27 protein-coding genes are annotated in these 25867 nt (G+C 70.6%); 5 read left to right on the top strand and 22 right to left on the bottom strand.

The window, feature by feature from the left end:
* Nucleotides 1-122 precede the first annotated feature (122 nt).
* From COC42_RS10775 to COC42_RS10760, 4 genes are read left to right on the top strand one after another with little or no spacing between them, the layout of a single operon-like run.
* Nucleotides 123-866, top strand: coding sequence for an ImuA family protein (locus tag COC42_RS10775; protein ID WP_096343351.1), 744 nt, complete (start codon nt 123-125; stop codon nt 864-866).
* A complete protein-coding gene (locus tag COC42_RS10770; protein WP_245844048.1) occupies nt 781-2865 on the top strand; it encodes a DNA polymerase Y family protein in 2085 nt (694 codons plus the stop codon). The genes COC42_RS10775 and COC42_RS10770 overlap by 86 nt, the downstream gene beginning before the upstream one ends.
* A 30-nt stretch (nt 2866-2895) precedes the next feature.
* Nucleotides 2896-6210, top strand: coding sequence for an error-prone DNA polymerase (locus COC42_RS10765; RefSeq protein ID WP_096343350.1), 3315 nt, complete (start codon nt 2896-2898; stop codon nt 6208-6210).
* A 48-nt stretch (nt 6211-6258) separates the two neighbouring features.
* Nucleotides 6259-6681 carry a YqfO family protein gene (locus COC42_RS10760; protein WP_096343349.1) on the top strand — a complete coding sequence of 141 codons (423 nt, stop codon included), beginning with the start codon at nt 6259-6261 and terminating at the stop codon, nt 6679-6681.
* Nucleotides 6682-6783: 102 nt separating this feature from the next.
* Here COC42_RS10760 and COC42_RS10755 read toward each other — a convergent pair whose 3' ends face one another.
* The 21 genes from COC42_RS10755 to COC42_RS10660 form a co-directional block, all read right to left on the bottom strand.
* Nucleotides 6784-7890: an OmpA family protein gene (locus tag COC42_RS10755; RefSeq protein ID WP_096344142.1), complete on the bottom strand. Its 1107-nt coding sequence runs from the start codon at nt 7888-7890 to the stop codon at nt 6784-6786.
* Nucleotides 7891-7998: 108 nt separating this feature from the next.
* Nucleotides 7999-8502, bottom strand: coding sequence for a DUF2793 domain-containing protein (locus tag COC42_RS10750; protein WP_096343348.1), 504 nt, complete (start codon nt 8500-8502; stop codon nt 7999-8001).
* A 4-nt stretch (nt 8503-8506) separates the two neighbouring features.
* Nucleotides 8507-10645, bottom strand: a complete 2139-nt coding sequence (locus COC42_RS10745; RefSeq protein WP_096343347.1) for a phage tail protein — start codon at nt 10643-10645, stop codon at nt 8507-8509.
* Complete coding sequence (locus tag COC42_RS10740) at nt 10646-11035, bottom strand: C40 family peptidase (protein ID WP_096343346.1); 390 nt, start codon at nt 11033-11035, stop codon at nt 10646-10648.
* The gene (locus COC42_RS10735; RefSeq protein WP_096343345.1) at nt 11032-11841 is read right to left on the bottom strand and encodes a DUF2163 domain-containing protein; all 810 of its coding nucleotides are present in this window, start codon (nt 11839-11841) and stop codon (nt 11032-11034) included. Before COC42_RS10735 ends, COC42_RS10740 begins: the two co-directional genes overlap by 4 nt.
* Nucleotides 11838-14114: a DUF2460 domain-containing protein gene (locus COC42_RS10730; protein WP_096343344.1), complete on the bottom strand. Its 2277-nt coding sequence runs from the start codon at nt 14112-14114 to the stop codon at nt 11838-11840. The genes COC42_RS10735 and COC42_RS10730 overlap by 4 nt, the downstream gene beginning before the upstream one ends.
* A gap of 48 nt (nt 14115-14162) precedes the next feature.
* Entirely contained in the window at nt 14163-14777 is a 615-nt protein-coding gene (locus COC42_RS10725; RefSeq protein WP_096343343.1) for a tail tape measure protein, read from the bottom strand.
* On the bottom strand, nt 14770-15012 hold the full coding sequence (locus COC42_RS17935; RefSeq protein WP_245844047.1) for a phage tail assembly chaperone: 243 nt from the start codon (nt 15010-15012) through the stop codon (nt 14770-14772). Before COC42_RS17935 ends, COC42_RS10725 begins: the two co-directional genes overlap by 8 nt.
* A gap of 80 nt (nt 15013-15092) precedes the next feature.
* Complete coding sequence (locus tag COC42_RS10715) at nt 15093-15392, bottom strand: GTA-gp10 family protein (RefSeq protein ID WP_096343342.1); 300 nt, start codon at nt 15390-15392, stop codon at nt 15093-15095.
* On the bottom strand, nt 15389-15796 hold the full coding sequence (locus tag COC42_RS10710; protein ID WP_096343341.1) for a phage major tail protein, TP901-1 family: 408 nt from the start codon (nt 15794-15796) through the stop codon (nt 15389-15391). The genes COC42_RS10715 and COC42_RS10710 overlap by 4 nt, the downstream gene beginning before the upstream one ends.
* A gap of 13 nt (nt 15797-15809) precedes the next feature.
* Complete coding sequence (gp17, locus tag COC42_RS10705) at nt 15810-16199, bottom strand: tail completion protein gp17 (RefSeq protein WP_096343340.1); 390 nt, start codon at nt 16197-16199, stop codon at nt 15810-15812.
* Nucleotides 16196-16372 (bottom strand): hypothetical protein, encoded by a 177-nt coding sequence (locus tag COC42_RS17680; protein WP_176484640.1) that lies wholly within the window; start codon nt 16370-16372, stop codon nt 16196-16198. The genes gp17 and COC42_RS17680 overlap by 4 nt, the downstream gene beginning before the upstream one ends.
* A complete protein-coding gene (locus COC42_RS10700) occupies nt 16369-16881 on the bottom strand; it encodes a head-tail connector protein (RefSeq protein WP_096343339.1) in 513 nt (170 codons plus the stop codon). Before COC42_RS10700 ends, COC42_RS17680 begins: the two co-directional genes overlap by 4 nt.
* Nucleotides 16882-16942: 61 nt before the next feature.
* Entirely contained in the window at nt 16943-17980 is a 1038-nt protein-coding gene (locus tag COC42_RS10695) for a phage major capsid protein (protein ID WP_096343338.1), read from the bottom strand.
* Nucleotides 17977-18363: an HK97 family phage prohead protease gene (locus tag COC42_RS10690; RefSeq protein WP_096344140.1), complete on the bottom strand. Its 387-nt coding sequence runs from the start codon at nt 18361-18363 to the stop codon at nt 17977-17979. Before COC42_RS10690 ends, COC42_RS10695 begins: the two co-directional genes overlap by 4 nt.
* A 197-nt stretch (nt 18364-18560) precedes the next feature.
* Complete coding sequence (locus COC42_RS10685; protein ID WP_096343337.1) at nt 18561-18863, bottom strand: DUF6127 family protein; 303 nt, start codon at nt 18861-18863, stop codon at nt 18561-18563.
* Nucleotides 18860-19972 carry a phage portal protein gene (locus COC42_RS10680; RefSeq protein ID WP_096343336.1) on the bottom strand — a complete coding sequence of 371 codons (1113 nt, stop codon included), beginning with the start codon at nt 19970-19972 and terminating at the stop codon, nt 18860-18862. Before COC42_RS10680 ends, COC42_RS10685 begins: the two co-directional genes overlap by 4 nt.
* A 181-nt stretch (nt 19973-20153) precedes the next feature.
* Entirely contained in the window at nt 20154-20597 is a 444-nt protein-coding gene (locus COC42_RS10675; protein WP_217991284.1) for a hypothetical protein, read from the bottom strand.
* A 6-nt stretch (nt 20598-20603) separates the two neighbouring features.
* Entirely contained in the window at nt 20604-20951 is a 348-nt protein-coding gene (locus COC42_RS10670; protein WP_096343335.1) for a DUF6152 family protein, read from the bottom strand.
* Between the two features lie 61 nt (nt 20952-21012).
* Nucleotides 21013-22335 carry a DNA-packaging protein gene (locus COC42_RS10665; RefSeq protein ID WP_425442846.1) on the bottom strand — a complete coding sequence of 441 codons (1323 nt, stop codon included), beginning with the start codon at nt 22333-22335 and terminating at the stop codon, nt 21013-21015.
* Nucleotides 22332-22871, bottom strand: coding sequence for a hypothetical protein (locus tag COC42_RS10660; protein ID WP_096343334.1), 540 nt, complete (start codon nt 22869-22871; stop codon nt 22332-22334). Before COC42_RS10660 ends, COC42_RS10665 begins: the two co-directional genes overlap by 4 nt.
* Before the next feature lie 271 nt (nt 22872-23142).
* Here COC42_RS10660 and COC42_RS10655 point away from each other — a divergent pair, with 271 nt between their 5' ends.
* Nucleotides 23143-24210 (top strand): GTP pyrophosphokinase, encoded by a 1068-nt coding sequence (locus COC42_RS10655; RefSeq protein WP_176484638.1) that lies wholly within the window; start codon nt 23143-23145, stop codon nt 24208-24210.
* A gap of 243 nt (nt 24211-24453) precedes the next feature.
* On the opposite strand, the gene COC42_RS10650 is transcribed toward COC42_RS10655, so the two are convergent.
* Nucleotides 24454-25773, bottom strand: a complete 1320-nt coding sequence (locus COC42_RS10650; RefSeq protein ID WP_096343332.1) for a M24 family metallopeptidase — start codon at nt 25771-25773, stop codon at nt 24454-24456.
* Nucleotides 25774-25867 lie beyond the last annotated feature (94 nt).

Here is a 25867-nt window from a genome sequence, read left to right as displayed (position 1 = left end):
CACGCGCCGATGCGGTTGTAAATGGGTCAGCATCGCTGCCCTGTAAATTTCGAGACGAATGGCGGATTGACTCCCGCCATTGTTGGAACAGAATAGGAACATTCTGGTTCAACCGAGTCGTCATGTCCGCCACCCTAGCCGAGCTGCGCCAAGCGCTGAACGCCATCGAGGGCACCGGTTTCCGCCGGCGGCCGGCGCTGCCGTTCGGCATCGGCGCGATCGACGATCGGCTGGCGGGGGGCGGTCTCCGGCTCAATGCGCTGCACGAGGTGGTGGGGGCCACCCCCGACCTTGCCGACGACGCGGCGGCGACCTTGTTCCTGACTGGAATCGCCGCGCGCGCATGGGGGACCGTCCTCTGGATCGTCCGCCGCCGCGACCTGTTCGCCCCCGGCCTCGCGCAAGCCGGTCTCGCGACCGAGCGTGTCCTCTATGCCGAGGCGGCCGACGATGCCGAGGTGCTGGCGCTGATGGAGGAGGGGCTTCGCCACCGGGGCCTCGGCGCAGTGATTGGCGAGGTGAAGCGTGTCGGCCTGCCCGCGACGCGTCGGCTGCAACTCGCGGCGGAGGGCGGACGCACGATCGCGCTGATGCTAAAGCGGCACGGGCGGAGCGGCGTCGATCCGCTGGGCGTGCCGTCTGCGGCGGTGACGCGCTGGCGGATCGGCTGCGCCCCCTCGGCCCCGCTCGCCGTGGCGGGGGTGGGGCGGGCGCGCTGGCATGCGGCGCTGGTGCGACAGCGCGGCGGCGAATCCGGGGAATGGCTATTGGAGGCTTGCGATGCGACGGGTCGCTGCGCTCTGCCTGCCCGACTGGTCGATCGACCGGCTGCGGCGGACGGGCGCGATTCCCGAGCCGCCGCCTGAGCGCGCGGCCGCGGACATGAGCGCGCTGGCGGCAGCGGTCGCCGACGAGCGCGCCAACGAATGTTCGGTGCCCAACACGCCCGGCTGGCGACCCGGCGCGCGCTGGGCACGCGGCTGCGCCGATGCGGTCGAGGCCGAGATCGCCCGCCTTCCCGCGCACCAGCGCCCGCCGATGCGCGAGCTCGGCCGGCGCAGCGAGGCAGCCGACCATCCATTCCGCGCGCTCCGCCCCGACGAGGCGCGTGGCCATGTCCCCTTCTCGCTCAAGGACCAGCCGCCGGCCCCACCCCGCCGCGAAACCATGCGCGCCGCCAACCCTGCGCCTGCGAACCCGCCAGTCGTCACCAGCCTGCGCGAGGGGGCGAAGGTCGTCGTCCACGCCGCCTGCCCTGCCGCCCGGGCGCTGGGCCTCAAGCGGGGGCTGGCGCTCACCGCCGCGCGCGCGATGGTGCCGGGTCTCATCGTCCACCCCGCCGATCCCGCCGCTGACGCCGCGGGCCTGAGACGCCTCGCCGTCGCGCTCGCGCGTAAATGGAGCCCGGCGGTGGCGGTGGGGGGCGAGGACCTGATCTTCCTCGACCTGACCGGCGTCTCGCATCTGTTTGGGGGGGAGGCGGCGATGGCAGCGCGCATCGTCGCGGTGCTTGGCCGTGCGGGGCATGGCGCGCGGATCGCGGTTGCCGGCACGCCCGGCGCCGCCGCCGCGCTCGTCCGCCACGGCGCGCCGCCTGGCGAGCCGAGCTTCGCCGCGCCGCGCCCGCGCCATGCCGGGATGCGCCAGGCGAGGCAGTCGAACTTGGCCGACGCCCCCGATTTCCGCATCCGCCACCCGCGCGACGACGGCAATCCCTATGCCCCGCGGCGTGCGCGACAGCAGGAAGCTGCAGCGGCAACGCCCGACCGCGTGCTGCTCTGCCCGCCCGGCGAGGATGCCGACTGGCTTGCCCCCCTGCCCGCCGCGGCGCTCCGCCTCGATTCCGCCGATGTCGAGATGCTGCGGCGCTTCGGGATTGAGCGGATCGGCCAGCTCGCCGAGCTGCCGCGCGGCCCCCTCGCACGCCGCTTCGCCCGTGCGCTCGAACGCCTCGATCAGGCGCTGGGCCGCGTGGCCGAACCGCTCGATCCCGTCATCCCGCGCACCGCCATCGCCTGCCGCCAGGGTTTCTTGGAACCGATCGCCACCGCGGAGGGGATCGCGCACTGGCTGGGCGAACTCGTTCCCCGCCTCACCGCCGAACTCGCCGCCGCCGGCCTCGGCGCACGCGCGATCGAGCTCGTCGCCGAGCGCGTCGATCATGTGCCGCAGCGGCTCCGCATCGGCCTCGCCCGCGCCAGCCGCGATCCCGCGCATATCCTCCGCCTCATCGCCCGCCGGATCGAGGAGGTCGAGCCCGGCTATGGCATCGACGCGATGACGCTCCATGTCCGCCGCGCCGAGCCGCTCGGCCCCATGCCCTTTGACGAGCGACTCGATGCCGAGGCGGCGCCCGACCTCGCCCCCCTCATCGACGCGATCGCCAACCGCATCGGCATGGCCCGGCTGTGGCGCGTGCGCGCGGTCGAGAGCGACGTGCCCGAACGCTCGGCCGCCCCCGCGCCGCCGCTCGCGCCCGATGCGGCTCCACCCTCGCGCCTCGCCGCCGACGATGTGCGCCGCCTGGGCGATGCCGACCACATCCCCGCCTGGCACCCCGAATGGCCGCGCCCCGCGCGGCTGCTCAAGCGTCCCGAGCGCCTCGACCATGTCGTCGCCGAACTGCCCGACCGACCGCCCGCGCGCTTCACCTGGCGCGGCGTCAGCCACCGCGTCGTCCGCGCCGACGGGCCCGAGCGCATCCACGGCGAATGGTGGCGCCGGCTGGGAGAGGCACACGCCGTCCGCGACTATTTCCGCGTCGAGGACGAGGACGGCCGCCGCTACTGGCTCTACCGCCGCGGCGACGGGATGCGCAGTGTCTCGGGCGACCTCAGCTGGTGGCTGCATGGGCTGTTCGGGTGATGCGCGACGCTATCTGGCTCGTGCTTTGTCATGCTCGCCGCTGACCCCCCTTACGCCGAGTTGCACGTCACGACGCATTTCTCGTTCCTGCGCGGTGCATCTTCGGCCGAAGAGCTGTTCGTCACCGCCAGCGAGATGGGGCACGCCGTCCTCGGCATCACCGACCACAATTCGGTCGCGGGCATCGTCCGCTCGCTCGTTGCCGCCGAACAGGTCAGCGCACAGAGCCGCCCGATCCGCCTGGTCGCCGGCTGCCGCCTCGACCTCGTCGACGGGCGCTCGCTGCTCGTCTGGCCCGAGGATCGCGCCGGCTGGAGCCGCCTCACCCGCCTCCTCACCCTCGGCAAGTCGCGCGCCGATCGCCGCCGCGGCGAGAAGGGGCAATGCTTCCTTCATTGGGAGGACGTCGCCGACCACGCCGCCGGCCTCGTCGCCGCGCTCGTCCCGCGCGCCGCCCAGTTCGAGGATGACGCCGGCATGCGCTGGGTCGCCGACCTCTTCGGCAAGGACGGCCATGTCGCCCTCTCGGCGCATCGCCGGCCCGAGGAGGTGCGACGCCTCCACGCCCTCGCCGGGGCCGCCGCCGCGCATGGCCTGACCCCGCTCGCCACCGGCGACGTGCGCTACCACCATCCCGACCGCCGGATGCTCCACGACGTCGTCACCGCGATCCGCGAGAAGACGACGATCGACGCGCTCGGCGCCCGCCGGTCGCGGATCGGCGACGGGCATCTCCTGCCGCCCGACCTCATGGCGCGCCGCTTCGCCGATCTGCCGCAAGCGCTCGCCGCCGGTCTCGCCATCGCCGAACGCTGCCGCTTCTCGCCCCGCGAACTCAGCTACCAATATCCCGACGAGATCGTGATGTCGGGCAAGAGCCCGCAGGAAGCGCTCGCGCTGATGGCCCGCCGCGCGCTTGCCGACCGCTTCGACGGCGACCCGCCCCGGGCATATACCGAGCTCCTCGAACACGAACTCCGCCTCGTCGAGCGGATGGGCTATGCCCGCTACTTCCTCACCGTCCACTCGATCGTCCAGTTTGCGCGCAGCCAGGACATTCTCTGTCAGGGCCGCGGGTCGGCTGCCAATTCGGTGATCTGCTTCGTCCTCGGCATCACCTCGATCGACCCGATCAAGCACAAGCTCCTCTTCGAGCGCTTCATTTCGGAGGACCGCGCCGAGCCCCCCGATATCGACGTCGATTTCGAGCATGAGCGGCGCGAGGAAGTGATCCAGTGGATCTACGAGACCTGGGGCCACGACCATGCCGCGCTGACCGCGGTCGTCAGCCGCTTCCGCGCGCGCGGCGCGGTGCGCGAGGTCGGCAAGGCGCTGGGCCTGCCCGAGGATCTGACCGGCGCGCTCGCGGGCCAGGTCTGGGGCTGGTCTTCGGAGGGGGTGGGCGAACAGCATGCCGAGGCGCTCAATCTCGACGCCGCCGACCCGCGCATCGCCCTGACGCTTGACCTCTCGCGCGAGCTGATCGGCACGCCGCGGCACCTGTCGCAGCATCCGGGCGGCTTCGTGCTGACGCGCGACCGGCTCGACGATCTCGTCCCCATAGAGCCCGCCGCAATGGAGGCCCGCCGCGTCGTCGAGTGGGAAAAGGAGGATATCGAGGAGCTGGGCTTCATGAAGGTCGACATTCTCGGCCTCGGCATGCTCGGCTGCATGCGCCGCGCCTTCGACCTGCTTGGCGAGCACAAGGATACGCACCTCACCCTCGCCTCGCCCGCGCTGCAGGACGACGACCCCGCCACCTTCGAGATGATCCGCCGCGCCGATACGCTCGGCGTGTTCCAGATCGAGAGCCGCGCGCAGATGGCGATGCTGCCACGCATGAAGCCCACCAATTTCTACGACATCGCCATCCAGGTCGCGATCGTCCGCCCCGGCCCGATCCAGGGCGACATGGTCCACCCCTATCTCAAGCGCCGCGAGCTGAAGCGCCGCGACCCGCACGCGGTCATCGACTATCCCAGCGAGGCATTGCGCGAGGTCCTCGAAAAGACATTGGGCGTGCCGCTTTTCCAGGAACAGGCGATGCAGGTCGCGATTCGGGGCGCGGGCTTTTCGCCCAATGAGGCCGACCGCTTGCGCCGCGCGATGGCGACCTTCAAGTTCACCGGCGGCGTCGGCGAGTTCCGCGACAAGCTGATCGCCGGCATGCAGGGGAACGGCATCGCGCTCGATTTCGCCGAACGGCTGGTCAAGCAGATCGAGGGGTTCGGCAGCTACGGCTTTCCCGAAAGCCACGCCGCGTCCTTCGCCAAGATCGCCTATGCATCGTCCTGGATGAAGTGCCATCATCCCGACATCTTCTGTGCGGCGCTTCTGAATGCCCAGCCGATGGGCTTCTACGCCCCCGCGCAGATCGTCCGCGATGCGCGTGAGCACGGGGTCGAGATCCGCCCCGTCTGCATCAATGACAGCCGCTGGGATACGCGGCTGATCGGCATGGGCGACCACGCGCTGCCGCTGCGCCTTGGCCTACGCGTTGTCGCCGGCCTCTCGAACGAACATGGCGCGGCGATCGTCGCCGCCCGCGCCGACCGGCCCTTCGCCTCGATCGAGGATGCCTGGCGCCGATCCGGCGTCCCGCTCGCCGCGCTCGAACGGGTCGCGCGCGCCGACGGGTTCCATGCCCTCGGCCTCGACCGGCGTCAGGCGCTCTGGACGATCAAGGGCCTGGGCGCCGCCCCGCTCCCCCTCTTCGCCGCCGCCGATGCGCGCGAGGGCGCGACCCGGCCCGAACTCGACGAGGCCCCGGTCGCGCTCGATCCGCTGACCGCAGGGCGCGAGGTGGTCGAGGATTACCGCGCCACCCAATTGTCGCTGCGCGCACACCCGCTCGTCTTCCTTCGCGACGAGCTCACCCGCCGCCGCATGACGCGCTGCGGTGACCTCAGGCGGCTGAAAGATGGCACCTATCTCGAACTCGCCGGCATCGTCCTCGTCCGCCAGAAGCCCGGCAGCGCCAAGGGCGTTCTCTTCATCACGATCGAGGACGAGACCGGCATCGCCAACATCATCCTCTGGCCCGACCGGTTCGAGGCCAATCGTCGCACCGTCATGTCCGCGGCGATGCTCGGCGTGCGCGGCCGGATACAGCGCGAGGGGGAGGTGATCCACGTCATCGCCGACACGCTCGAGGATCTGAGTCCCATGCTCCAAGCGATCGGGGAGATCGACATGCCGCGCCTCGGCCGGCCCGGCGGCGGCGGCTCACCCGATCGCGGCGATCCCGAATGGCGCCCGAAAGGTCGCAGCCTCTACCACCCCGCCTTCCGGAACGGCTGCGATCCCGAGGATGCGATCCGGCAGAAATCACGGGACTTCCACTAGCGCCGCCCCACCCTTGCCGCCCGCGCGGCGATGCCTAGGGTCGCGCCGATGGAACCGCTTCGCCCTACCCTTCGCGCCGCCACCGTCATCCGCATCCACTGCCCGATCGCCGCCGACACGCTGGCGCAGCTTCTTGCCGGCCGCATTGAGGCGATTGACCACGATGTGCAGGCTGCGCACATGCTCGCAACGATCCGCGACCATCCCGCCCTCGGCGATTTCGGCATCTATCGCTCGGTGATCGAGCTTGCGCCGGGGTGGGAAGCCTTCACCCCCGCCGCCGACGCGCAGCCGACGCTCGGCATGCCGGGTCAGCCGCAGCGGTCACCCACGCTCATCCTCACGCTCTATGTCCCGGCCGGTACGCCCGACCACACACTTGACCGCGCCCTCAACGCGCTGATCGCGGCACATCCCTGGGAAGTGCCGGTGATCGAGGTCTCCCCGACGCAGCTCCTGCTGCGCGCCTAAGCACCGCACCTTCAGAACAACCGGAACACGCTGCGCACAAAAAAGGGGAGACCGGTCGCCCGGCCTCCCCTCTCTTTTCCAGTCCCGTCGGGACCGGCGCGATTACATGCCCGCGCCGGGACCGTAGGTGACTTCCACGCGGCGGTTCTGCAGCTCGCGCACACCGTCGGCGGTGTCGACGCGCGGCTGGGTCTCGCCGAACGCTTCGGTCGAGATGTTGCCATCGGGGATGCCGCGGCCCGACAGGTACGCACGGACCGAGTCCGCACGGCGCTGCGACAGGCCGACGTTGTACGATGCCGCACCCGACTTGTCGGCGTGACCGGCCAGCATGACCTGCGCGTTGCCGCAGTTCTGATAGGCCGACACGGCGTTGTCGAGGATGCTCGACGCCTCGGGCGTGATGTCCGAGCGATCCCACTCGAAGAACACGATGTACGGCCCCGGGGTGCAGACGACCTCAGCCGGCGGCGGCGGGGGCGGCGGCGGGGGAGGCGGCGGCGGGGGCGGCGGCGGCGGCGGCGGCGGCGGCGGGGTCGGCTCGCCGAAGTTGAAGATCACACCACCCAGCAGGCTGTGCGAGCGGAAGCGCGAGTCGAGCAGCGCGCCCGTGTTCGCCTGCACCGTCACGTCGTCGGCGTTGAAGAAGCGATACTTCAGCGACACGTCGACATTCTCGCTCAGCGGCGCGCGGACACCCGCGATCGCCTGCCAGGCGAAGACGGTGTCGCTGTCGTCGAGCAGCGTGACCGGCGCAATGCCATAGTCCTCATACTTCACGCGGGCGACACCGGCACCACCGCCGACAAAGCCCTGGATGCCGTCGTCGGCACCGAAGTCGATGAGGCCGTTCAGCATGAAGCTGAGCGCCGAGGCGCGGCCGAACGAGCGGTCCTCGCCATAGATGCCGGCCGGGATACCCGCCAGCGCGACCGAGGTCTGGTGCTCTTCGGCACCGGCACGGCGATAGCCGACTTCCGCCTCGAGGCGGAACGCACCGAAGTCATAGCCCACGATGCCGTCGACATCCCAGCCATAATCCGAGTCGGTGCTCAGCACCTGCGTGTCGGTATCGGCGAGCGTGAAGTCGATATCCTCGACGATCATCGCACCACCCTCGACGCCCACATACCACGCACCATCGCGGGCCAGGGCGGGCGTGCTAAGAGCCGTGGTCGCAAGCGCCACGGCTACGGCAAGCTTCCGCATCAAAATTCCCCTTTCTCGGTTGTCACTACGGACAGCGCAAACTCCCTACATTTCGCTTGGTTTCCACGCAAGCGAAACAAAGTTGAGCGCTGTTGCACAACGGCAACATCAGTCTGTCGCAACTAATCCGTGCGCGGTGAGCGCAGCCAGGATCGCGGTCAGGCTCGCGCGCGCTTCGACGTCCACCGTCGCACCGCCCGACGGCGCCGCAATCGCGGGCTGCCGCGGGCCGGCAACCTGTTCGCCACCGATCACCAGCCGCCGGGTTCGCGTCTCGCCCACGACCCACGCGCCATCGCGCCACGCCGCTTCGCAATCGTCGCTCGTCAGCCACACCCGCATGCCGGGGGTCGGCGCGGCGAAGCGCCAGCCGCTCTCGGTCCAGCCCGCCAGCATGTTCGCCGCGCCTGCCCACGGCCCGCCTGCCGCGGGGCCGACGATCCAGCAATCCCCCGGCGACGGCGCCGCGGGGGGCACCTCGGCGATGCCGGTTGCCGCCGCCATCGCCAGCAGGTCGAGCATCACCAACGCCTCGTTGTGCGTCAGTTCCTTCTGCGCCTGCCCCGCCTGCAGCAGCGGCAGCGCATGGCGATCGGTCCGTTCCTCGGCCATTGGATCAGTCCTCCAGCATGATGGTGCGCGCGGGCGAAGCGCCATGGGTGCCGATCTGCACCAATCGGGCCGTGTTCCCGCCGCCGTCGATCGAAAGCGTCGCCGCGTCGGACTCGACGAATCGAGGCGGCCCAGCGCCGCCCAAGATTTCGATCCGGTATCGCTCGCGCTCCTCGACGAGCGGCACATCGACCGCATCCTCCCAGCGCCAGCCGGCCCGGCTGCGGCGGATCCAGTCCAGCCGGCAGCCGCCGCTCGCCACTCGAGCCGCGCGCAGGTGCGCTGGCGCAGGCGGCGCGACTGACACGCCCGTCACCGGAACCTCGGTCGTCCGCAACGGACCCGTGTCGCCGGGGCTCGACGGCGCGAGCGACAGCGTGCCCCCGATCGCTACGCCGGCGGGCAACAGCGTCACACTGCCCGGCGACAACAGTGCGAACGGCTCGCCGGCGACATGCCCACCGATCGCCAACCCGGTCCCGCGCCGCCCGCGCCAGAGCTGCCGCAACCGCCAGCGGCGCGGCGCGACCTGCTCGGCCACCCCGAACTGGATTAGCTCGCCGCCCACCAGCGCCAGGTTCCCACCGCCGTCCATCCCCGCCTGGCTTGCCCCCGCCAGCGTCATCCCGTCATGCGCCAGCTCGACGATGAGCTCGCTGCGCCGATCCTCGATCGCCGCGAGGCCCGTGCCCGGCGGCGTCACCACCTGCCCGACCACGCCCGCCGCGCGCAGCGACGCCGCGGCACTCCAGCTCGTGCCCGCATCGCTGCTCATCAGCACGGTCGCACCGCGCCACCCCGGCTCGGTCCCGCCTGCCACGACGACGATCTGCGCGCGCGAGGGAAGCGCGTCGTCGAGCGGCGGCAGTTCGGCCGCGACCAGGATCGTGCGCCCCCGCGGCCGGTCGGGCGCACCGACCACCGCGCCCGGATCGGCACTGGCGGTCGCCGTGGCGAGCGCGATCGGCGCGAGCTCGAGCTCGACCGCCATCGCCTCCAGGCTCCAGCCCGTCACCCGCCACAGGCCAGCATCGCCCTCGACCCGCACCCGCGCGCCCGGCGGGATCGCCAGCCCCTCCCAGCCGCAGGCGACGCGCCGCCGGCGGCGATCGGCATCGGCGCGCGCCAGCATCGACGCCGCGACCTGCTTGGCGGTGTCGGCGGCCAGCACCGCAGGCAGTTCCTCATGCCGCTCGCGCCAGCCCGCCCCCGGCCGCACCGCGCGCTGGAGCCCCGCCTGATAGTCGCGCGCGGCATCATAATGGCCGATCGTCACCACCTTGGGTGCCTGATCGGCGGGCGCGACCGTGCGCACGCCCCGCGCGCCGCCCAGCCCCGCATCGGCCACCGCCACTGCCGGCCCCTCGCCCGCCCGCATCGCCATGGCGTCGCCATCGGGCGCGAACCAGCCGCCGCTTGCATTCGCCAGCGCCTCGATCACCGCGCGCCGGCTGCCGCCATGGGCCGAGAAGCCGCCGAGCGCAGGCCCCATCGGCTCGCGCGTGATCAGCCGTCCGCCGCCCACTGCTGCCGCGATCTCGCCGGGATCGCACGCCCCCTCGTCAGCGACCACCTCGAAGGTCAGAGACGGGATCCGGTTGGCGAAGTCGGCGAGCGCCAGCCCCTCGAACACGGCATAGGCCTGACCCCGCATCGCCATCGCCCGTTCGGCTCCGACCGCGCTCGCGATCAGCGGATCGGCCGCCTGGTCCTCGCCGCCGGTATGGAGCCGGAACCCCGTCTCCGCGGTGAACCCGCCACCCACGCCGCGCAACAGCTTGCCGTCGGCCCAGATCCGCCGCACCGTGCGGATCGGCCGCGCCGAGAGCAGCACCGCGAACGACGCCGAATAGCTGTAGCGGACGGTATGCGGCGCCCCCTTGCCGCCACCGTCGGTGCTCTGCGTCTCGATGAGGTCGGTCGCCCAGATCACTGTGCCCGCCACGCGCATCGTCCCGAACAGCTGCGGGATCTCGCTGCCGTAGGAGGAGGTCTGGACCGCCAGCTCATTTAGCCGCGGCCCCTGCCGCGCCGCCGGCCGAAAGACCGCGCGATCGACCGCCTGCCCGGCGATCGCCCCGATCGCACCGCCGATCGGCCCGCCGACGATCGTTCCCACCGTGGTCAGGATCAGCGTCGCCATCTATTCCTCCGCTTGTGGTCTGAAGCAGCCGATCACCGGCCAGCCGGGCGGCCCTGGCCGCTCGACCACGCGGCGCAGGCCGGCATCGGCATGGACCATGCCGCCCTCGATCAGCACGCCCAGATGCAGCTGCGCCGGTCCCACGCGCATCAGCACGACGTCGCCCGGCCGCCCCGCGGCGACCCGCGCCAGCCCCGCCGCCGCGATCCGGCTCGCAGCACGGTCGGCGTCCCCGGTTCGCAGCGCGTAATCGCCCGGCACCTTGCGCCCCAGCGCGCACGCCGCCACTCCCACGCAATCGAGGCCCGTCGCCGGGTCGCGCCCGTGCAGGCGAAAGCGCGCGCCGACCAGCGCCCGCGCGGCCCCGGCCGCCGCCAGACCGCACCTCATGCGCCGGGATAGCGCGTGAGCAGGTCGATTCCCGGCAGGAACGGCTCGCCGCGAAAGTTCGCGGCGTTGCCGAACCGCCCCGCGCAGGTCGCCAGCCTCTTGTCGCACCCCTCGATCAGTTCCGCCCGGTCGCCGGCACGCACCGGCAGCCGCGGCGGCTCGCGCAGCTTGACCGCCGTCCCCGCCGACCGGTCGATCGCCGCCTCCAGCCCCGAATTGTCGCCGTCCAGCCAGCGCAGCCGCCCGCTGCCATAGAGATTGTCGCCCGGCTCCGCCGTATCGACGGTCAGCGTAGCGTCGGCCACCGCCACGACCCGTACCACCCGCCGCCGCGCCGCCATCGGCACGCGGCAGCGCCCGTCGCCCAATTCCGCGCGGCATTCGGGCGAGGTCACCTCGCACGCCGGCGCCTCGAACGCCGCCGACGCGCCGCGCAGCTCGGCGGTGAACCCGCCATCCGCCGTCTCGATCGCCCCGATCGTTCCCTCGCCCAGCGGCACCCGGTTGGCGACATTGGTCCAGTCGACCGCGCTGATCGCCACCCGCGCCCCGTCCCAGCGCCCGGCGATCAGGTCGCGCTCGCCGATCGCGCGGTGGGTCAGCGCGCCGGTCACGTCCATGCTGTCGGCGTCGAGCCCGTCCGACCGCTTGATCGCCGAGGGACTGATCCCCGGCGCCGCGCGGTGGACGATGCCTTCGATAACAAGGTCGCGGTCGTGGCTGGTCAGCCCGATCGCCACCCCGTCGCGCCGCTCGACCCGCCAGCAAAAGGCGATCGTGGCGCAGGTCTCGGCCAGCCAGCTCATGCCTCGCGCACCTCGATCAGCGGTACGGACGCCGCCTCGCCCGCCAGGAAGGTCGCGCGGCTGACGGTCAGCCGATCCTCGGCGAAGCGCACCGGCACGTCATATTCGAAGCTCGCGGTGATCGCCGCGCCGACCGGCGGCGGCATGTCGAACGTCACCCAGCCGCCCGGATCGAGCGTCCAGCCCCCCGCCAGGGCCCCGTCGACGCGCACCTCGACCGTCCCCGCCACCGGCCGCGTGATCCGCCGGTCGCTCGCGCCATAGCGACGAACCAATGGGAAGCGCATCGCGCTGCCGTCGCCGGTCCCGATCGCTTCGTCCTCGCCCCGATGATCGAACGGGTCCTGCAGCCGGAACGCCCGCGCCGGCCCCATCCGCGCGCGAAAGAAGTTGAGGAGCGCAGCAATATCCGTTTCCGATCGCACCCCCGGCCCGACATCATAGCGTGTCCGCGCCGACCCCCAGGCGACGTTCCGCCGCTCATGCCCGCTCGCGCTCGTCAGGATCGCGGTCGAGGTTTCGGGCATCACCTCCGCCTCGCGCCCGAGCGCCAGCGGAAAGCGCACATCGTCGAACGCCTGCACGTCGTCCTCCTCTTCCTCGAAATGCACGAAGCCGTCGCGCAGCACCTGCGGCAGCGCCCAGACGAAGGTCTCGGCGACGCCCCGCGCCCGCCCCGCCTCCGCCGCGGCGGCGATCGCGTGCCACTGTCCCGCCTGATCGGGCCGCAACACGAACCCCGACAGGTAATGCTGCCGTTCGCGCGGATAATTGAGCCGCACCTCCGCCGCCGCCGCCCCGCGCGCGCTCGCACCGACATTGCCCGTCGCGGCCCAGTCATAATCCTCGAGCTGCAGCACATCGAACGCCGGGCTCGCCCAGCCAATGGGCAGATTGGCGCGCTTCGCCTCGGGCATGCCAGCGTCGAGGATCGTCGGCAGATAGGCCAGCAGCAGCGTCTCCACGTTCGGCGCGACCTCGCGAACGCCCTCGCACAGTGCCGCCGTCGATGCCGCCAGCAGCGCCCCCGCCGCATCGAGCAGCGCCCGCTCGGCCGCCCCCAGCGGCGCCTTCAGGCTCGCGATCACCGGCGGATCGCCCCCGAACGCCGCCACCGCCGCCGCGTCATACAGGCACGGCGTCCCGTCGGCGCGCACCCACCACCACGGCTCCCCCACCTGGAACCGCATCGGCAGGCCCGCCTCGAGCGCAATCCCCGCGAACGCCTGCGCCACCACGCGCAGATACCCCATCGCGCCGACATGCGCCGGGCTCAGCAGCGTCGAGGGCGGCACCCACCCGGTCAGCGCCGGGCTGCCGTCGGTCGCGCGCTGCTTCCAGTCGCCCCAGCAATGTTCGTCGAACAATTCATAGCTCAGCGACCAGATCACCGACCGCCCGCTCGCCGCCACCAGCGCGGCGAAGTCGCGATGCCAGGCAAGGCACGGGGCATTCAGCACGCCCCCGCTCAGGCTCACGTAAAGCCCGCCCGATGCGTGCTCGAGCCGGAAATAGTGGCTCATGCCGACATAGTGGTTGATGACGCCGCGATAGCCGAGCAGCTCGATGTTGCGCATCACCCGCGCCGGCGTCTGATTATAGGCGTCGTCATATCCCGTCGCGATGCGCAACCGATGCTCGGGCACGATGCACTCGCCGATCGTCAGTACCGATCGCGGCCCGGTGCAGGCCATGTCGGTCAGCTCGGCCCACCCCTCGACCACGCCGATCGGCTCAGCGCTTCCCTCGACATAGCCCTCGGGCACCAGCGACACGAACATCCGGTCGATATCGCCCGCGAACACCGGGTCCGCCTCGCCCGGCAGGGTGAACCCGCCTTCGAGCGCGTCGAAGTCGATCGTCACCCGCGCATCCTCGGGCGTGCCGACCGCATAGTTCCAGAGCCGCACATACCAGGCGCGCGGGGCACCCCCGGCATCGCGCCCCTCGATCGTCAGCGTCGGGCCGTTCACCGCATCCAGCGCGACGATCCCGCCCGAGCGCCACCGGAACGACAGCACGCACCCGCGATAATCGCGGTCGGTGTCATAGCTCGTCAGCGGATGATCCCAGCGATCGACGCTGTCCCAGATCAGCCCCGCCAGATCGCCCTTGCGATAAAAGACGGCATCGACACGCAGGCCGTCGGGCGCGGTCGTCACGACGCTCGCCATCATCGGCCGCGGAAAATCGACCGTCCAGAACCGCGGATCGAAACGCGTCAGATGCCCCGCCGCCTGCACGCTCCGTGCAGCCGCCAGCCAATGCCCCATGATTTTTCTCCAACCGTTCTCCTCCACGGCAGGGAGGGCGGGATCGGCTCACGCCTCGCGCATCAGCGCCGCGCGCACGGCTCGCGCCACCTGCCGACCCGACTGGGCAAGCGCCGCCGGCGCCTCGCCGCCGCGGGCGTTGACGGTGATCGCCACCCGCACCTCGCGCGGCCCCGCCGCCGGCAGGATCGGCGTCGCCACAGGCCGCACGTCCGTCGCCCCCCCCGGCACCTCGACTCGCCCCGCGCTCGTGGGCACGAACAATTCCGGCCCGCGCTCGCCCACCCAATAGGGGCGCCCGGGCGACACCGGCCCACCCGTCGCGCGTCCCGGCGCCCCGCCGAACAGGCCGAGCAACGCCGACACCAGCCCGCCGCCGCCACTACCCCCCTTGGCGCCGCCCAGCAGCGATCCCAGCCCGCCCTGCACTGCGCTCACCGCAATCTCGCCCAGCACCGCGGTTGCGATCCGGCCCAGATCCTCGAACCCCAGCTTGCCGGTGCGCAGCGCGCGGGCGAGCGTCGTGTCGATCGCCCGCCCGGCTCGTGCGGCCCCCGCCTCCATCGGTCCTTCCAGGCTCGCGCGCATCGCCGCCACGTCGCGCGCAAAGCCTGCGGTATCGGCGCGGACGTTGACGACCAGCCGCTCGATTTCCTCATCCATCGGGAAACGCCTCCATCAATCGCCGGAGGTCGCCCGCATCGGCGACCGGCCCCTCCTCACCCGCCAGCGCACGCACCAGCGCGCCCAGCTCCGCCGGCGTCGCCGCCCAGAAGGCGTCCGGCGACCAGCCGAACGCCAAGCCGGCCATCCCCGCCAGCCGCACCGCGGCGTCGGCGAACGCCTTGTTCTGATCCGGGAACGCCGGATCAGGTGCCGCACCGGCCCGCTCCCCCACCCGGCCACCCGTCCAGGATATGGTGTGGGTGGTCGGGTGGGGGAGCGGGCCGGTGCGGCCTCTATCCAAAGGAGCAAACATCACCGCCCCGCCAGGATTTGCCCGAGCAGCACCTTGAGCGCCGGGGTCGCCGCCGCGAGCCCGCCCGCCGCCACCCCTTCGGCAAACGCCTCGCGCGGCATTGGCGCCGGGTCCTTCAGGCAATGCCAGAACAGCGCCACCATCTCGCCCAGCGCCAGCCGCCCCGCCGCCGCCCGCTCGACCAGCGCGAACAGCGGCCCCAGCTCGCCCTCCGCCGCGACCAAAGCCGCGAAGCTCGGGCGCAGCACCAGCAGCTCGCCGCTCACCCGGATCGACGCCTCGCCCCGTGCGGGATTCACGCGCTCACCACCGCGCCGGAGCTTTCGAGCGCCAGCGTGTAGCTCCGCTCCCCGCCCACATCGCCGGCATAGTCGAGCCGCGTGACGAGGAACCGCCCGGTCATCGTCTCGCCGCTCTCGAAGCTCAGCCGATAATCGTCGATCGTGCCGGCGAGCGCACTCCCCTTGATCCGCGTCTCCGCCGCCGATCCGGTGAAGATCCCCGCCGCCGCCACGCTCACCGACCGCACGCCCGCCCCGGACAGGAGCTCGCGCCACCCACCCGAATCCTTCGACGTGATCGCCACCGCCTCGCCGTTGATCGACAGCTGCGTCGTGCGCAGCCCCGCCATCGTCGAATAGGCCACCGGCACCGCCCCGTTCCCCACCTTCAACAGGAACGCACTTCCCTTCTCCGCCGCCATAAGACCCTCCTCATCATCCCTGCGAGAGCACCCGCACCCGAAACTCGACGCTCGCCACCCACTGCCCCCGCGTCCGCACGATGCGCTGGCGCACGAACAGGCGGCTGACGATCCGCCACCCGTGGCCAATGTCGTCAGCCATCGCCTCGACCGCCGCCCGCGCCGCCTCGGCCAGGCCGCGCACCACGGCGCCGTCCTCGCGCGCGTCATGGAGCTCGACCGTCACCCGCGCCTCGAACCCCGCGGCGTCCTTGGTCGACCAGTCGGCGACGACCGCCTCGCCCACCAGCGCATAGGGCACTGCCGAGCGCACCGGCGGCGAGGCGAAGACCGATGCCGCCGCCAGCCCCGGCGCCGCCCTCAGCGCCGCCGCCACTGCCTCGTGCAACCGCGCCGCGCTCATCGGATCGCTCCCGCTACCCAGGCAAGGTCGCCTGCGAGCACCCCCGCCCGCCGCTCGAGCACCACGCGCTCGCCCTCGATCGTCACCGCGCCCTCGCGCGCCAGCACTGCCGCCACGCGCTCGCGCACCGCCGCCGCGCGCCGCTCGGCCACCCGCTCCACCGCCGCGCTCATGCCCGCGCCTCGGCCAGCCGCAGCCGCCGGTACGGCCGCCACAGCGCCGACACTGCCGCCGGCGGCGCCTCCCCCGCCTCGCGCGCGTCGAAGCGATACGCCGCCAGCCGCACGATCCCGCCCTGGATCGCCGAGGGAAGCGAGGCCCAGTCGCTGGCCAGCCCCGCCTGCAAGGCGACCGTCACGACCCGCGCGGCCCCGCTCACCCGCACCCAGCCGTCGCCATCTGCATCGATATCGACCGCATAAACCTCGGCGGTCAGCGGCGCGCCATCGGCACTCACCTCCGCGATCGACCGCACCGGCGTCGCCACCAGCCGCCGCCACGTCCCGTCGGCCGCGATCCGCTCGCTTATGCTCCGCGCGATCAGCACCTGCCCGGTGAACCGCTCGGCCAGGTCGAACGCCTCGCTCACCAGCGCGCCGATCAGCCCGTCCTCGGCCTCCGAGCCGATCCGCAGCAATGCCCTGACCGCGGCCACTCCCGCGGCCCGATCCGCTTCCTCCATCCCCCGTCTCCCGAAAAAAATGGCCCTCCCCGCCAAGGGGAGGGCTAAGGCTCAGGGGAAATCAGGCCGCGGCGAACTTCAGCAGCTTGATCGCTTCCGAATTGCTCACCGCCCCGCCCACGCGCTTGGTCGCGTAGAAATGGACGAACGGCTTGTTCGAATAGGGATCGCGCAGGATCTGCGTCTCGCCCCGCTCGGCGATGACGTACCCGGCCTTGAAGTTGCCGAACGCGATCGACAGGCTGCCCGCGGCGATGTCGGGCATCTCCTCGGCCTCGACCACCGGATAGCCGAGCAGCGTGTCGGGCTGCCCCGCCACCAGCCCCGGCACCCACAGGAACGCGCCGTCCGCGGTCTTGAGCTTCCTGATGCGCGCCAGCGTCGCCGCATTCATCACCCACGCCGCTCCCTGACGATAGGGCGAGCGCAGGCTCTGGATCAGGTCGATCAGCTTGTCCTGCGGGTTGGCCCCAAAATCGCCTGCGGTGCCCGTCGCGACATGCTGCAGCGTCCCGAACGCCCGCGCGGCATCGCCCGTCGCGGCGGTCGGCTGGGCGAGGAAGCCCTTGGGCTTGTCGACACCATTGCCGGCGATAAACGCCGCCCCCTCGGCCTTGGCGAACTCCATCGCGATCTCGCCGGCCAGCCAGGTCTCGACGTCGAAGCCCGCATCGTCGAGCATCGCCTGGCTCGCCGCCGGGTTGGCATAAAGCTCGCCCATCGGCGGCGCGATCTCGTTGAAGGTCGGGCTGGCGGTCGCCGGCCGCGCCGCCCCCTCGCTCGCCCAGCCCGACGGCGTGCCGCCCGTCGTGACCAGCTTGCGATAGCCGTTCGACCCCACCTGAACCACGTTGGCGAGCGCGCGGATCGGGCTGGCCGCCTTCAGCGCCGCGTCGATCTGCGCATCGATCTCGCGCGGCACGGCATAGCCGCCCTCGGGGCCGGTGATGCCGGTGAACGCCTTGGCCTCGGCGATGCCGGTGCCCGCGCGAAGAAACCCCTCGAACGCCGCGCCGCCGGGCGCCCGCGCACCCTCCAGCATCGGCCGCGCGTCGGCGGCGGGGCTCGCACCCGCAAAGCTCATGTCGATCTTGGTCATGCCGTCTCGTCCTCCTTCACCCATTCGAATGCCGTCACCCGCGCGAGCGGCTGCATCGGCTGCGCCACCAGGCTCACCTCATGCAGGTCGAGCCGGATGAGTTCACGATATGTTCCATGTGTGACTACCCGAGCGCGGTACCCGAACGACAGCCCCGTCAGAGCGCCGCTCGCGACCATCGCGGCGAGCCCCGCCCGCTCGATCCGACCGATGACGTTGAGCCCGCGCGCGTCCTCCGCGACCCGCTCGATCGCGCCCACCGGTGCCCCGCCATGCTGCCAGAGCAGCGGCACCCGTCCGGCCCCCGCAAACGCCCCCCGCCGCACCACGTCGCCCCCGCGATCCGCCCGGTCGAAGATCGCCGCATAGCCGGCGAAGCGCAGGGCAGGCGGTCCATCCTCTCCCGATCCTTCCCGGCGAAGGCCGCAGTCCGGCGGCAGCGGCAGACCACCCCCCACCCCGCATCCCGGCGAAGGCCGAGGTCCGGGACCGGACGGCATCGAAGATGCGTCACCGCGACCCAACCGGCCCCCGGCCTCCACCGGGCTACCCGCCAGGGTCAGGTCGCCCCTCGACCCCCTCACTTCACCCACCCCGAAAACCCCAGCTTCACCGCCAGCCCGACCAGCAGGCACGCGGTCAGCATGTGCGTCACCCAGGCCAGCACCGCCTTCAGCGCCGACCTTTTCGCATCGCGCCACGCCGCCAGAAGCTCGCGCAGCTCCGCCATGTCCTTCGCCGCCCCGCCATCGGCGAGCCCCAGCCTCGCAAGGGCCCGCGCCGCCGCCGTCTCCCCCGCTTCCTCGGCGATGCCGCGCAGCACCGACAGGCTCGCGCCCTCCGCCTCCGCCTGGGCGATCAGCTCGGCCAGCAGCGCGCTCATGCCTCCACTCCCAGCATCCGCCGCTTCTCCTCGTCGGAGAGAAAATCCGCCGACCCGATCCGGGCCCACATCGCCGCGCGCTCCTCGCCCAGCACGCTCACCCGATCGACCGCGACGCGCAGGACGGCATCGGCGAACCACGGCCGCAGCCCCTCGGCGAGCGCGCCCAGGATGTTGTCGGCCAGCGGCACCACCGCCTGCCGCCACAGCGCGCGATTGGCCTCGCGGTAATTGGCATAGGCATTGTCGCCCGGCAGCCCCATCAGCATCGGCGGCACGCCGAAGGCGAGCGCGATCTCGCGCGCCGCCGCCGCCTTCAGCCCCACGAAATCCATGTCCGCCGGACTCATGCTGATCGCCTGCCACTTCAGGCCGCCCTCAAGCAGCATCGGCCGCCCGGCATTGCCCGCCCCCTGATAGGCAAGGGCCATCTCGTCCTTCAGGCGGGCGTACTGCTCGGCCGACAGGCTCGATCCGTCGCCGGGGTCATAGACCAGCGCGCCGGACGGCCGCGCGGCATTGTCGAGCAGCCCCTTGTTCCAGCGCGTCGCCGCATTGTGGATCGCGATCGCCCCCATCGCCGCGCCCAGGCACCCCAGCCCCAGATGGTCGTCGAGCGGATGGAAATGCCGGATATGGATGACCGCGGGCCTTCCCGCCGCATCCTCGGCGGGCAGGCGCATCACCCGGCTCCCCACCGCATAGCGATAGCCGACCGGCCAGCCATTGGCGTCGGTCTCGATCGTCACCCGCTCGGGCCGGAGCGCGAACAACTCGGCGACGCCCCCCGCGCCGTCCCCCAGCAGCTGCACGAACGCATTGCCGTGAAGGAGGAGCTGCGCCGCCAGCGTCTCCATCAGCGGCTGCCCGCCCGTCCGCTCGGCGACGAGCGCCGCCAGCGCCGGCTCGCTCGCCTCGACCGGCGCCTGCGCCGCGGCCTCCGCCACCAGCCGCACCGCCCGCTGTGCCACGGGGTTCAGGCAATATCCCTCGCGCACCTGCTCGGCATAAGCGGCCGGCCACTCCCCCAACCGCGCGCCCTCGCGCGGGCTCCCCATGACCGGACGCGCGACATCGCGCCCGGCCGCCTTGCGACCGAACCATTTCATCCTCGGTTCTCCTGAATGGGCCGCCTCGCCCAAGCGGTCAAAGACCCCAGCCTCCGCTGGAGCGACGAAACAACGCAGCGCCCTACCCTCTCCCTCGGGGGAGAGGATGGCGGAGCTTGCCGCGTCAGCGGCTAGCGCAGCTTGGAGGGGGTGACGCGGCGCCAGTCACGCACGTCGCCCCTCAACTGTAAGCGATCATCCGCCCCGCCACGACCACCGCGACCCAAAGCCCCAGCGACATCGCCGCCAGCCACCCGGCCTGCCGCCAGCGGAACGCGAGCGCATTGGCCCCCGCCAACGCGATCAGCACGAGCTTGGCCTGGAACAGCCCCGACTTCGACAGCGCCGGCCCGTCGGCGGCAAGCAGCACCGTCCCGCTCGCCAGCATCACCGCGAACCCGCCGATCGCCACCGGCACCAGCGCGCGTTTCAGCGGCTCGGCCGGCAGCGCCCGCCACAGCCCCATGAGCCGCAGGTCGACCACCCCGATCGCCCCGACCAGCGCGATCGCCCCCAGCACATGCGCGACGTTCGCCCAGGGGTAGGCAACGGCCGACCCTCGCGACCACGGCCCGATCCCCGTGGCGTCGATCGCCCCGACAATCGCCAGGATCAGCCCTTCCACCCGGGTTCAGCGCAGCTCGACGGTCGTCTTGCCCACCGTGATCCGCTCGATCCGCATCTCCGCGGTCCCGTCGCGCCGCGCATAGCCGGTCAGCGTCACCCGCTGTCCCTTGCTGATCGCATCGGCATTCAGGCCCCGCGCGGTCATCCGGCTGGTCGGCGCCAGCACCACGTCCCAGTCCTTCTTCTGATAGCTGATCTTCGCGGTCCCGTGCGGGTTGCCCCACACGACATTCTTGAGCGGCCCGCCGACGGTAATCGGCTTGGTCTCGTCATAGGCGCTCCAGCCATGATGCGCGACGGCGGCAACGGGGGCGGCGACCAGCACCGCGGCGGCGACGAAGGAACGGAACATCCTCACTCTCCTCGCTTTTCTCCGCCGCATCCTACACGATCCGAAGCGCCCGCGCGCCCCCCTAAACCCCCCGCACCCCCACGCCCCCGCGCCGCCCGAGCATCAGCTCGCTCAAGGCCCAGACGCACGCATCGGCGCGGTCGGGCGAGCGCCCCGGCCCCTCGTAGCGCCCGCCCGCGACCAGCCCGCACAATTCGTCCTCCAGCGCCGGGAAGGCGCCGACATGCGCCACCCGCCCCTGCTCGTAGAGCGCCGCCACCGGCTCCGCCCGCGCCGCCTTGCCGCGCGTCGCGTGGACGCCGCGCACCGGCAGGCTGGCCTCGACCGCGCGCAGCACGCTCGCGACCATCGCCCCGCCCTGGTTCACCTCGGCCACCACCCGTTCGGCCCCGTGACGGCCCACGCACGCCACCACCGCCCGCGCCCATCCCTCGGGCGAGGCGCCGACGACGCTCGCATCCTCGAGCACATAGCCGCGCGCATCGCCGCCCAGCCCCACCGCGACGATCCCGCACGCATCGCCTTCCGTGCCCGCGGGCGGATCGACCCCCACCACCACGCGCACGAGCTCGGGTGCCGCCCGCACCCGGCACCCCTCGATCAGGCCCCGCGTCCAGAGCGCGCCCGCCACATCCTCGACCATCTCGCCGTCGAGCTCCTGCCGCCCCAGCCGCGTGCCGCCATAATCGGCCACCATCGCCCCCACGAAGCTCGCCGGCAGATGCGGGTTGTCGCGTGTCCGCCCCAGCGTCTGGACGAGCCCCGGCAGCGCCATCACCCGCCGCATCAGCACCGTCGGCCGCGGCGTCGTCGTGACGAGGAGCCGCGGCCGCTCGCCGAGCCGAAGGCCCAGCCGCAGATTGTCCCACGCCGCCGCCCCGGCCCGCGCCCGCCACTTTCCCAGTTCGTCCGCCCAGGCGAAATGATGCTCGGGCCCGCGCAGCCGCTCGGGCGCGCCCGCCGAATAGACATAAGCCTCCGCCCTGTTGGCAAAGCGCAGCACGCTGCCGGTGAACTTCATCCCCGCCCGCTCGCCCGCATGCGCGACGGCGAGCAGCCCGCTCGGCCCCTCGACCATCACCCGCCGCACCTCGTCGATCGACCCGCCGACCAGCGCGATCCGGCATTCCGGATTGGCCCGCGCCACCGCGCTCACCCACTCCGCCCCCGCCCGGGTCTTGCCGAACCCCCGCCCCGCCCGGATCAGCCAGATCGCCCAGTCCCCCGGCGGCGCCAGCTGCCCGTCATGCGCCCACGCCTCCCAGGCTTCGTCGATGATATCGACCTCGCGGTCCTTCAGGCTGTCGAACAGCCACTGCCGTTGACCCGCATCCAGCGCGCTCAGCTCGGCGTAGATATCGCGGCCGTCCGCTCCCCGCGTCACCGCTTGCGCCGCTTGGCGAGCATGTCGAGCTTGCGCGCGATCTTCGCCTCCACCGTCTCGCGCGTCGGCGCCGGGCCTTGCACGCCCCCGGTGGTGCGGCCGCCGCGCCGGTCCTGCCGGTCGAGCAGCCACATCGCCAGCTTCACGTCCATCTCGACCTGCCCGCCATTGATGGTCGCGGGCGGCGGCGCATGGACGTCGCCATCGACCTCGCCCGTCAGCGTCAACCCGAACGCCAGCCCGTCGATCGCGATCGCGTTGACGCCGCCGCGCGCCCGCTCGATCAACGCCTGTTCGAGCGTCTCATAGCCCAGCGCCATCGCCTCGGCCCAGAGCGCCGCGAACGTCTTGTCCCGCGCGCGAAGCCGATAAGCGCCGGCCGGATCGATCCCCAGGCTGCGCGCCGCCAGCCGCACATTGGCCGATGCGGCAAGCACGCTCAGAAACGCCTCCCGACGCTTCGCCGTCCAGCCCCGCTCGGCACGCCGAACCTGCGGGAGCGAATCCGGCCCCTGCGTGATGAACTCGTCCGCCATATGAAAAGGCCCCCGCCCCAACGAAAACGGGCCGGACAGCGTCCCCGCCCCGGCCCGATTCGCAATTCTCCAGCATGGCAAGGAGTGCCAGATCAGCGTCGCGCTGTCAAGCAAAATGTGCCAAATGGGTTAGTCGTTTTGCGGTTTTGATAGGGTATCAGATGGGAGACCTCTTTAGCGATTGAACTCTGACAGCGCCGATTTCTCGCCGAGCGACAGGATCGCATCCAACATATGTTCAACCCGCTAAAGCATCGATATGGTGTCAGTGATGAACAACGAGATAGACCATTTGGAAGCAGCGATGGCGCGGTATGCTGCAGAACGTCCGCTGTACGAGTCGTATGCGGCTAAGCTTCAAATATTGCTTACCTCTTTACTTGAAGCGAACGAAATTCGCTATCAGGTTGTAGAATCCCGGGCTAAGGATTTAATTAGCTTTCGTGATAAAATCAATCGCCCTGGCAAGTCTTACAAAGATCCATTGACCGAACTTCCCGACCTGTGCGGAGCGCGCGTTATCGTCTATTATTCAGATGATGTTACATCTGTTTCAGAAATGATTGATAGGGAGTTCCTCGTACTTGAGAAGGAACTATCTCACCAGCCCGACTCGTTTGAAGTTGATCGTTTTGGATATCTCTCAGTTCACTCCATTGTTCGCTTGAACAATGACCGATCAAATCTATCTGAATGGAAGTTCGCCGAATCGTTTAAAGCAGAGATCCAGATTAGGACAGTTATTCAGCATGCTTGGTCGGCGGTTTCTCATGCACTTCAATACAAACAAGAAACGGCTACTCCATCAAAACTTCGCCGGAGACTTTTCCGTATAGCCGGACTCTTCGAACTCGCTGATGAGGAATTTGTCGCGATCAGAGATGCCAAAGTTTCACTTACCACGGCCGCCGTAAATGCAGTGACGTCTGGAGAAAAGTCCATACCGATAACTCTGGAAACTATCAAAGCTTTTGTTCAAAATAACGACTACCTAGAGGAAATCGTAGAGGAAGCAAAGTCATCTGGCTTCGAAATTTTGGAGTTCGATCCAGATGACGTGACTTATCCTGAAATGATAGATATTTCCAATAAACTGGGCTTGCAGACGATAAGTGAAATCGAGAGTATAATTAAAGGCGACAATACTTCTCTTTTTGCCAGTATAATCGATAAGTTCGGAACAAGGTGGTCAGTCTCCCCGGACTATTTGATATTCTTTATACTGCTGAGAGAAATTTCGAGTAGATATAGCATAGAAGAGCTGGGCGAGTTTGGATGGGGAAGAGAAAGGGCAAAGATTATTTTGTCGGGCGCAAAAAATGCCAAGACAAAATCCTAATTCGCTGATCGGAGATCGGTCTCACTAGCCCATCATTCCTTAGGGGTTCATTGCTCCAGACGGAGCGCGTGTACTCCGCTTTCGAACGTGCAGCCACTCGCCTCACGCACCCCGACCCGAGTAGGCTCTCCGCGCCTCCCCGTGAACCTAACCCCTTCGCGCCTTAGCGCCTTCCCGGAACCCCCTTCTTCTTCTCCGCGCCCTCTGCGCCTCCGCGTGAACCACATTCCTTCTCCAACCCCCTCACCGCACCAAATAAAAACCCGTCTGCCGCCCGTTCAGCCACCGCACTTGGCGCCCGTCGAACACCGCATCCTCCTCCTGCCGGAACTCGACCACCTGCCCGCCCCATTCGGGCACGGCCGCCTTCGCCATCAGCTCGATCGACCAGGTCGTGCCCGCGCGCACCGGCCCTTCCCCGCGCGGGTCCGGGCCCTGATTGTCCCAGAAGCCGATGGCGCTTCCCGCTGCGTGGCCGTGAAAGCCGACCGGGTGCGAATAGATGCTGGGCGTGATCCCCTGGGCGATCGCTGCCGCGCGTGCCCGCGCGAGGATCGCGTTGCCGCTGTCACCCGCACGGAACGCCGCCATGGTGATGTCCTGCAGCCGGTTGGCCGCGGCCAGCCCCGCGCGGAGCCCCGCCGGCGCCTCGGTCTCTCCCGTCTTCAGCACATAGGCCAGGTGCTGGGTATCGGTCGCCAGCCGCTCGGTCACGATGCCGAAATCGACCCAGAGTAGGTCGCCGGGCCGGATGACGGTATCACCCTCGAGCATCCCCTTCGCCCCCTGTCGCTGGATGCCGACCGAGGGCTGGAACCACGTCTCGAGCTTCAGCCCCGCGATCCGCTCGCGATACCACCAGACAAGGTCGGCGCTCGTCGTCTTCCCCGGCTGGATCGCCTTGTTCGAGAAGCCCTCGGCGATGATCGCCTGCGCGGTGCCAACGATCCGCGGATAGTCGGCAAGCTCGCGCGGCGTCCGGCTCTCCAGCCAGCGGATCGCGAGGGTTCCGTCGCGCACTACTCGCGTGCGCAGCTCGGGCGGCAGCGCCGCGTTCATCTCCTCCCACGCCGACAGCGTCATCCCGTCGGCATAGGCGGACGCGGCCGAGCTGTTGATCGCGATCCGCTTGGGCGCGCGCGCGGCGATGATGTCGGCCAGCGCCTTCCACTGGTCGGGCTGTGTCGCCGGGTCCCAGGCGGGCGCGAACAGCCCACCCAGCCCATAGCGGCTGACCGTCAGCCGCTCGACCGGCCGGCCCTCGCCCGGATCATGGAAGACGAGGATCGTGCGCCGCCGCGCCGAAAAGGCTTCGGAATCGAGCATCGTGGCGACCACCGGCTCCTCGAAATTCTCGCGCGCGACCAGCACCCACATATCGACGCCGCGCTCGCGCATGATCGCGGGGATGACGGTGTCGAGCCGCTCCTTCAGCGACGCATCGATGGTCGCCGCCCGCTCGCGTAAAGAAGGCACCGGCGGCAGCTGCGGCCGCGCGCTTTCGCCAAGCTGCGCCCACGCCGGCGACGCCAACAACCCCAGAACCAGCCCCAATCGCTTCATGCCCGCTCCCCTTCGCGGGCCAGCTTCGCCCAGCCGCCGCCGATTGCCAAGCGCCCGCCCGCGCCCCATGCTGGGGGCAAAGAACGGGGGGGCC

The organism is Sphingomonas spermidinifaciens, from assembly GCF_002351485.1.
GTDB classification, from domain to species: Bacteria; Pseudomonadota; Alphaproteobacteria; order Sphingomonadales; family Sphingomonadaceae; genus Sphingomonas; species Sphingomonas spermidinifaciens.
Note: the sequence above shows the minus strand (reverse complement) of the source record. Positions and strands in the feature narration are given on the sequence as shown.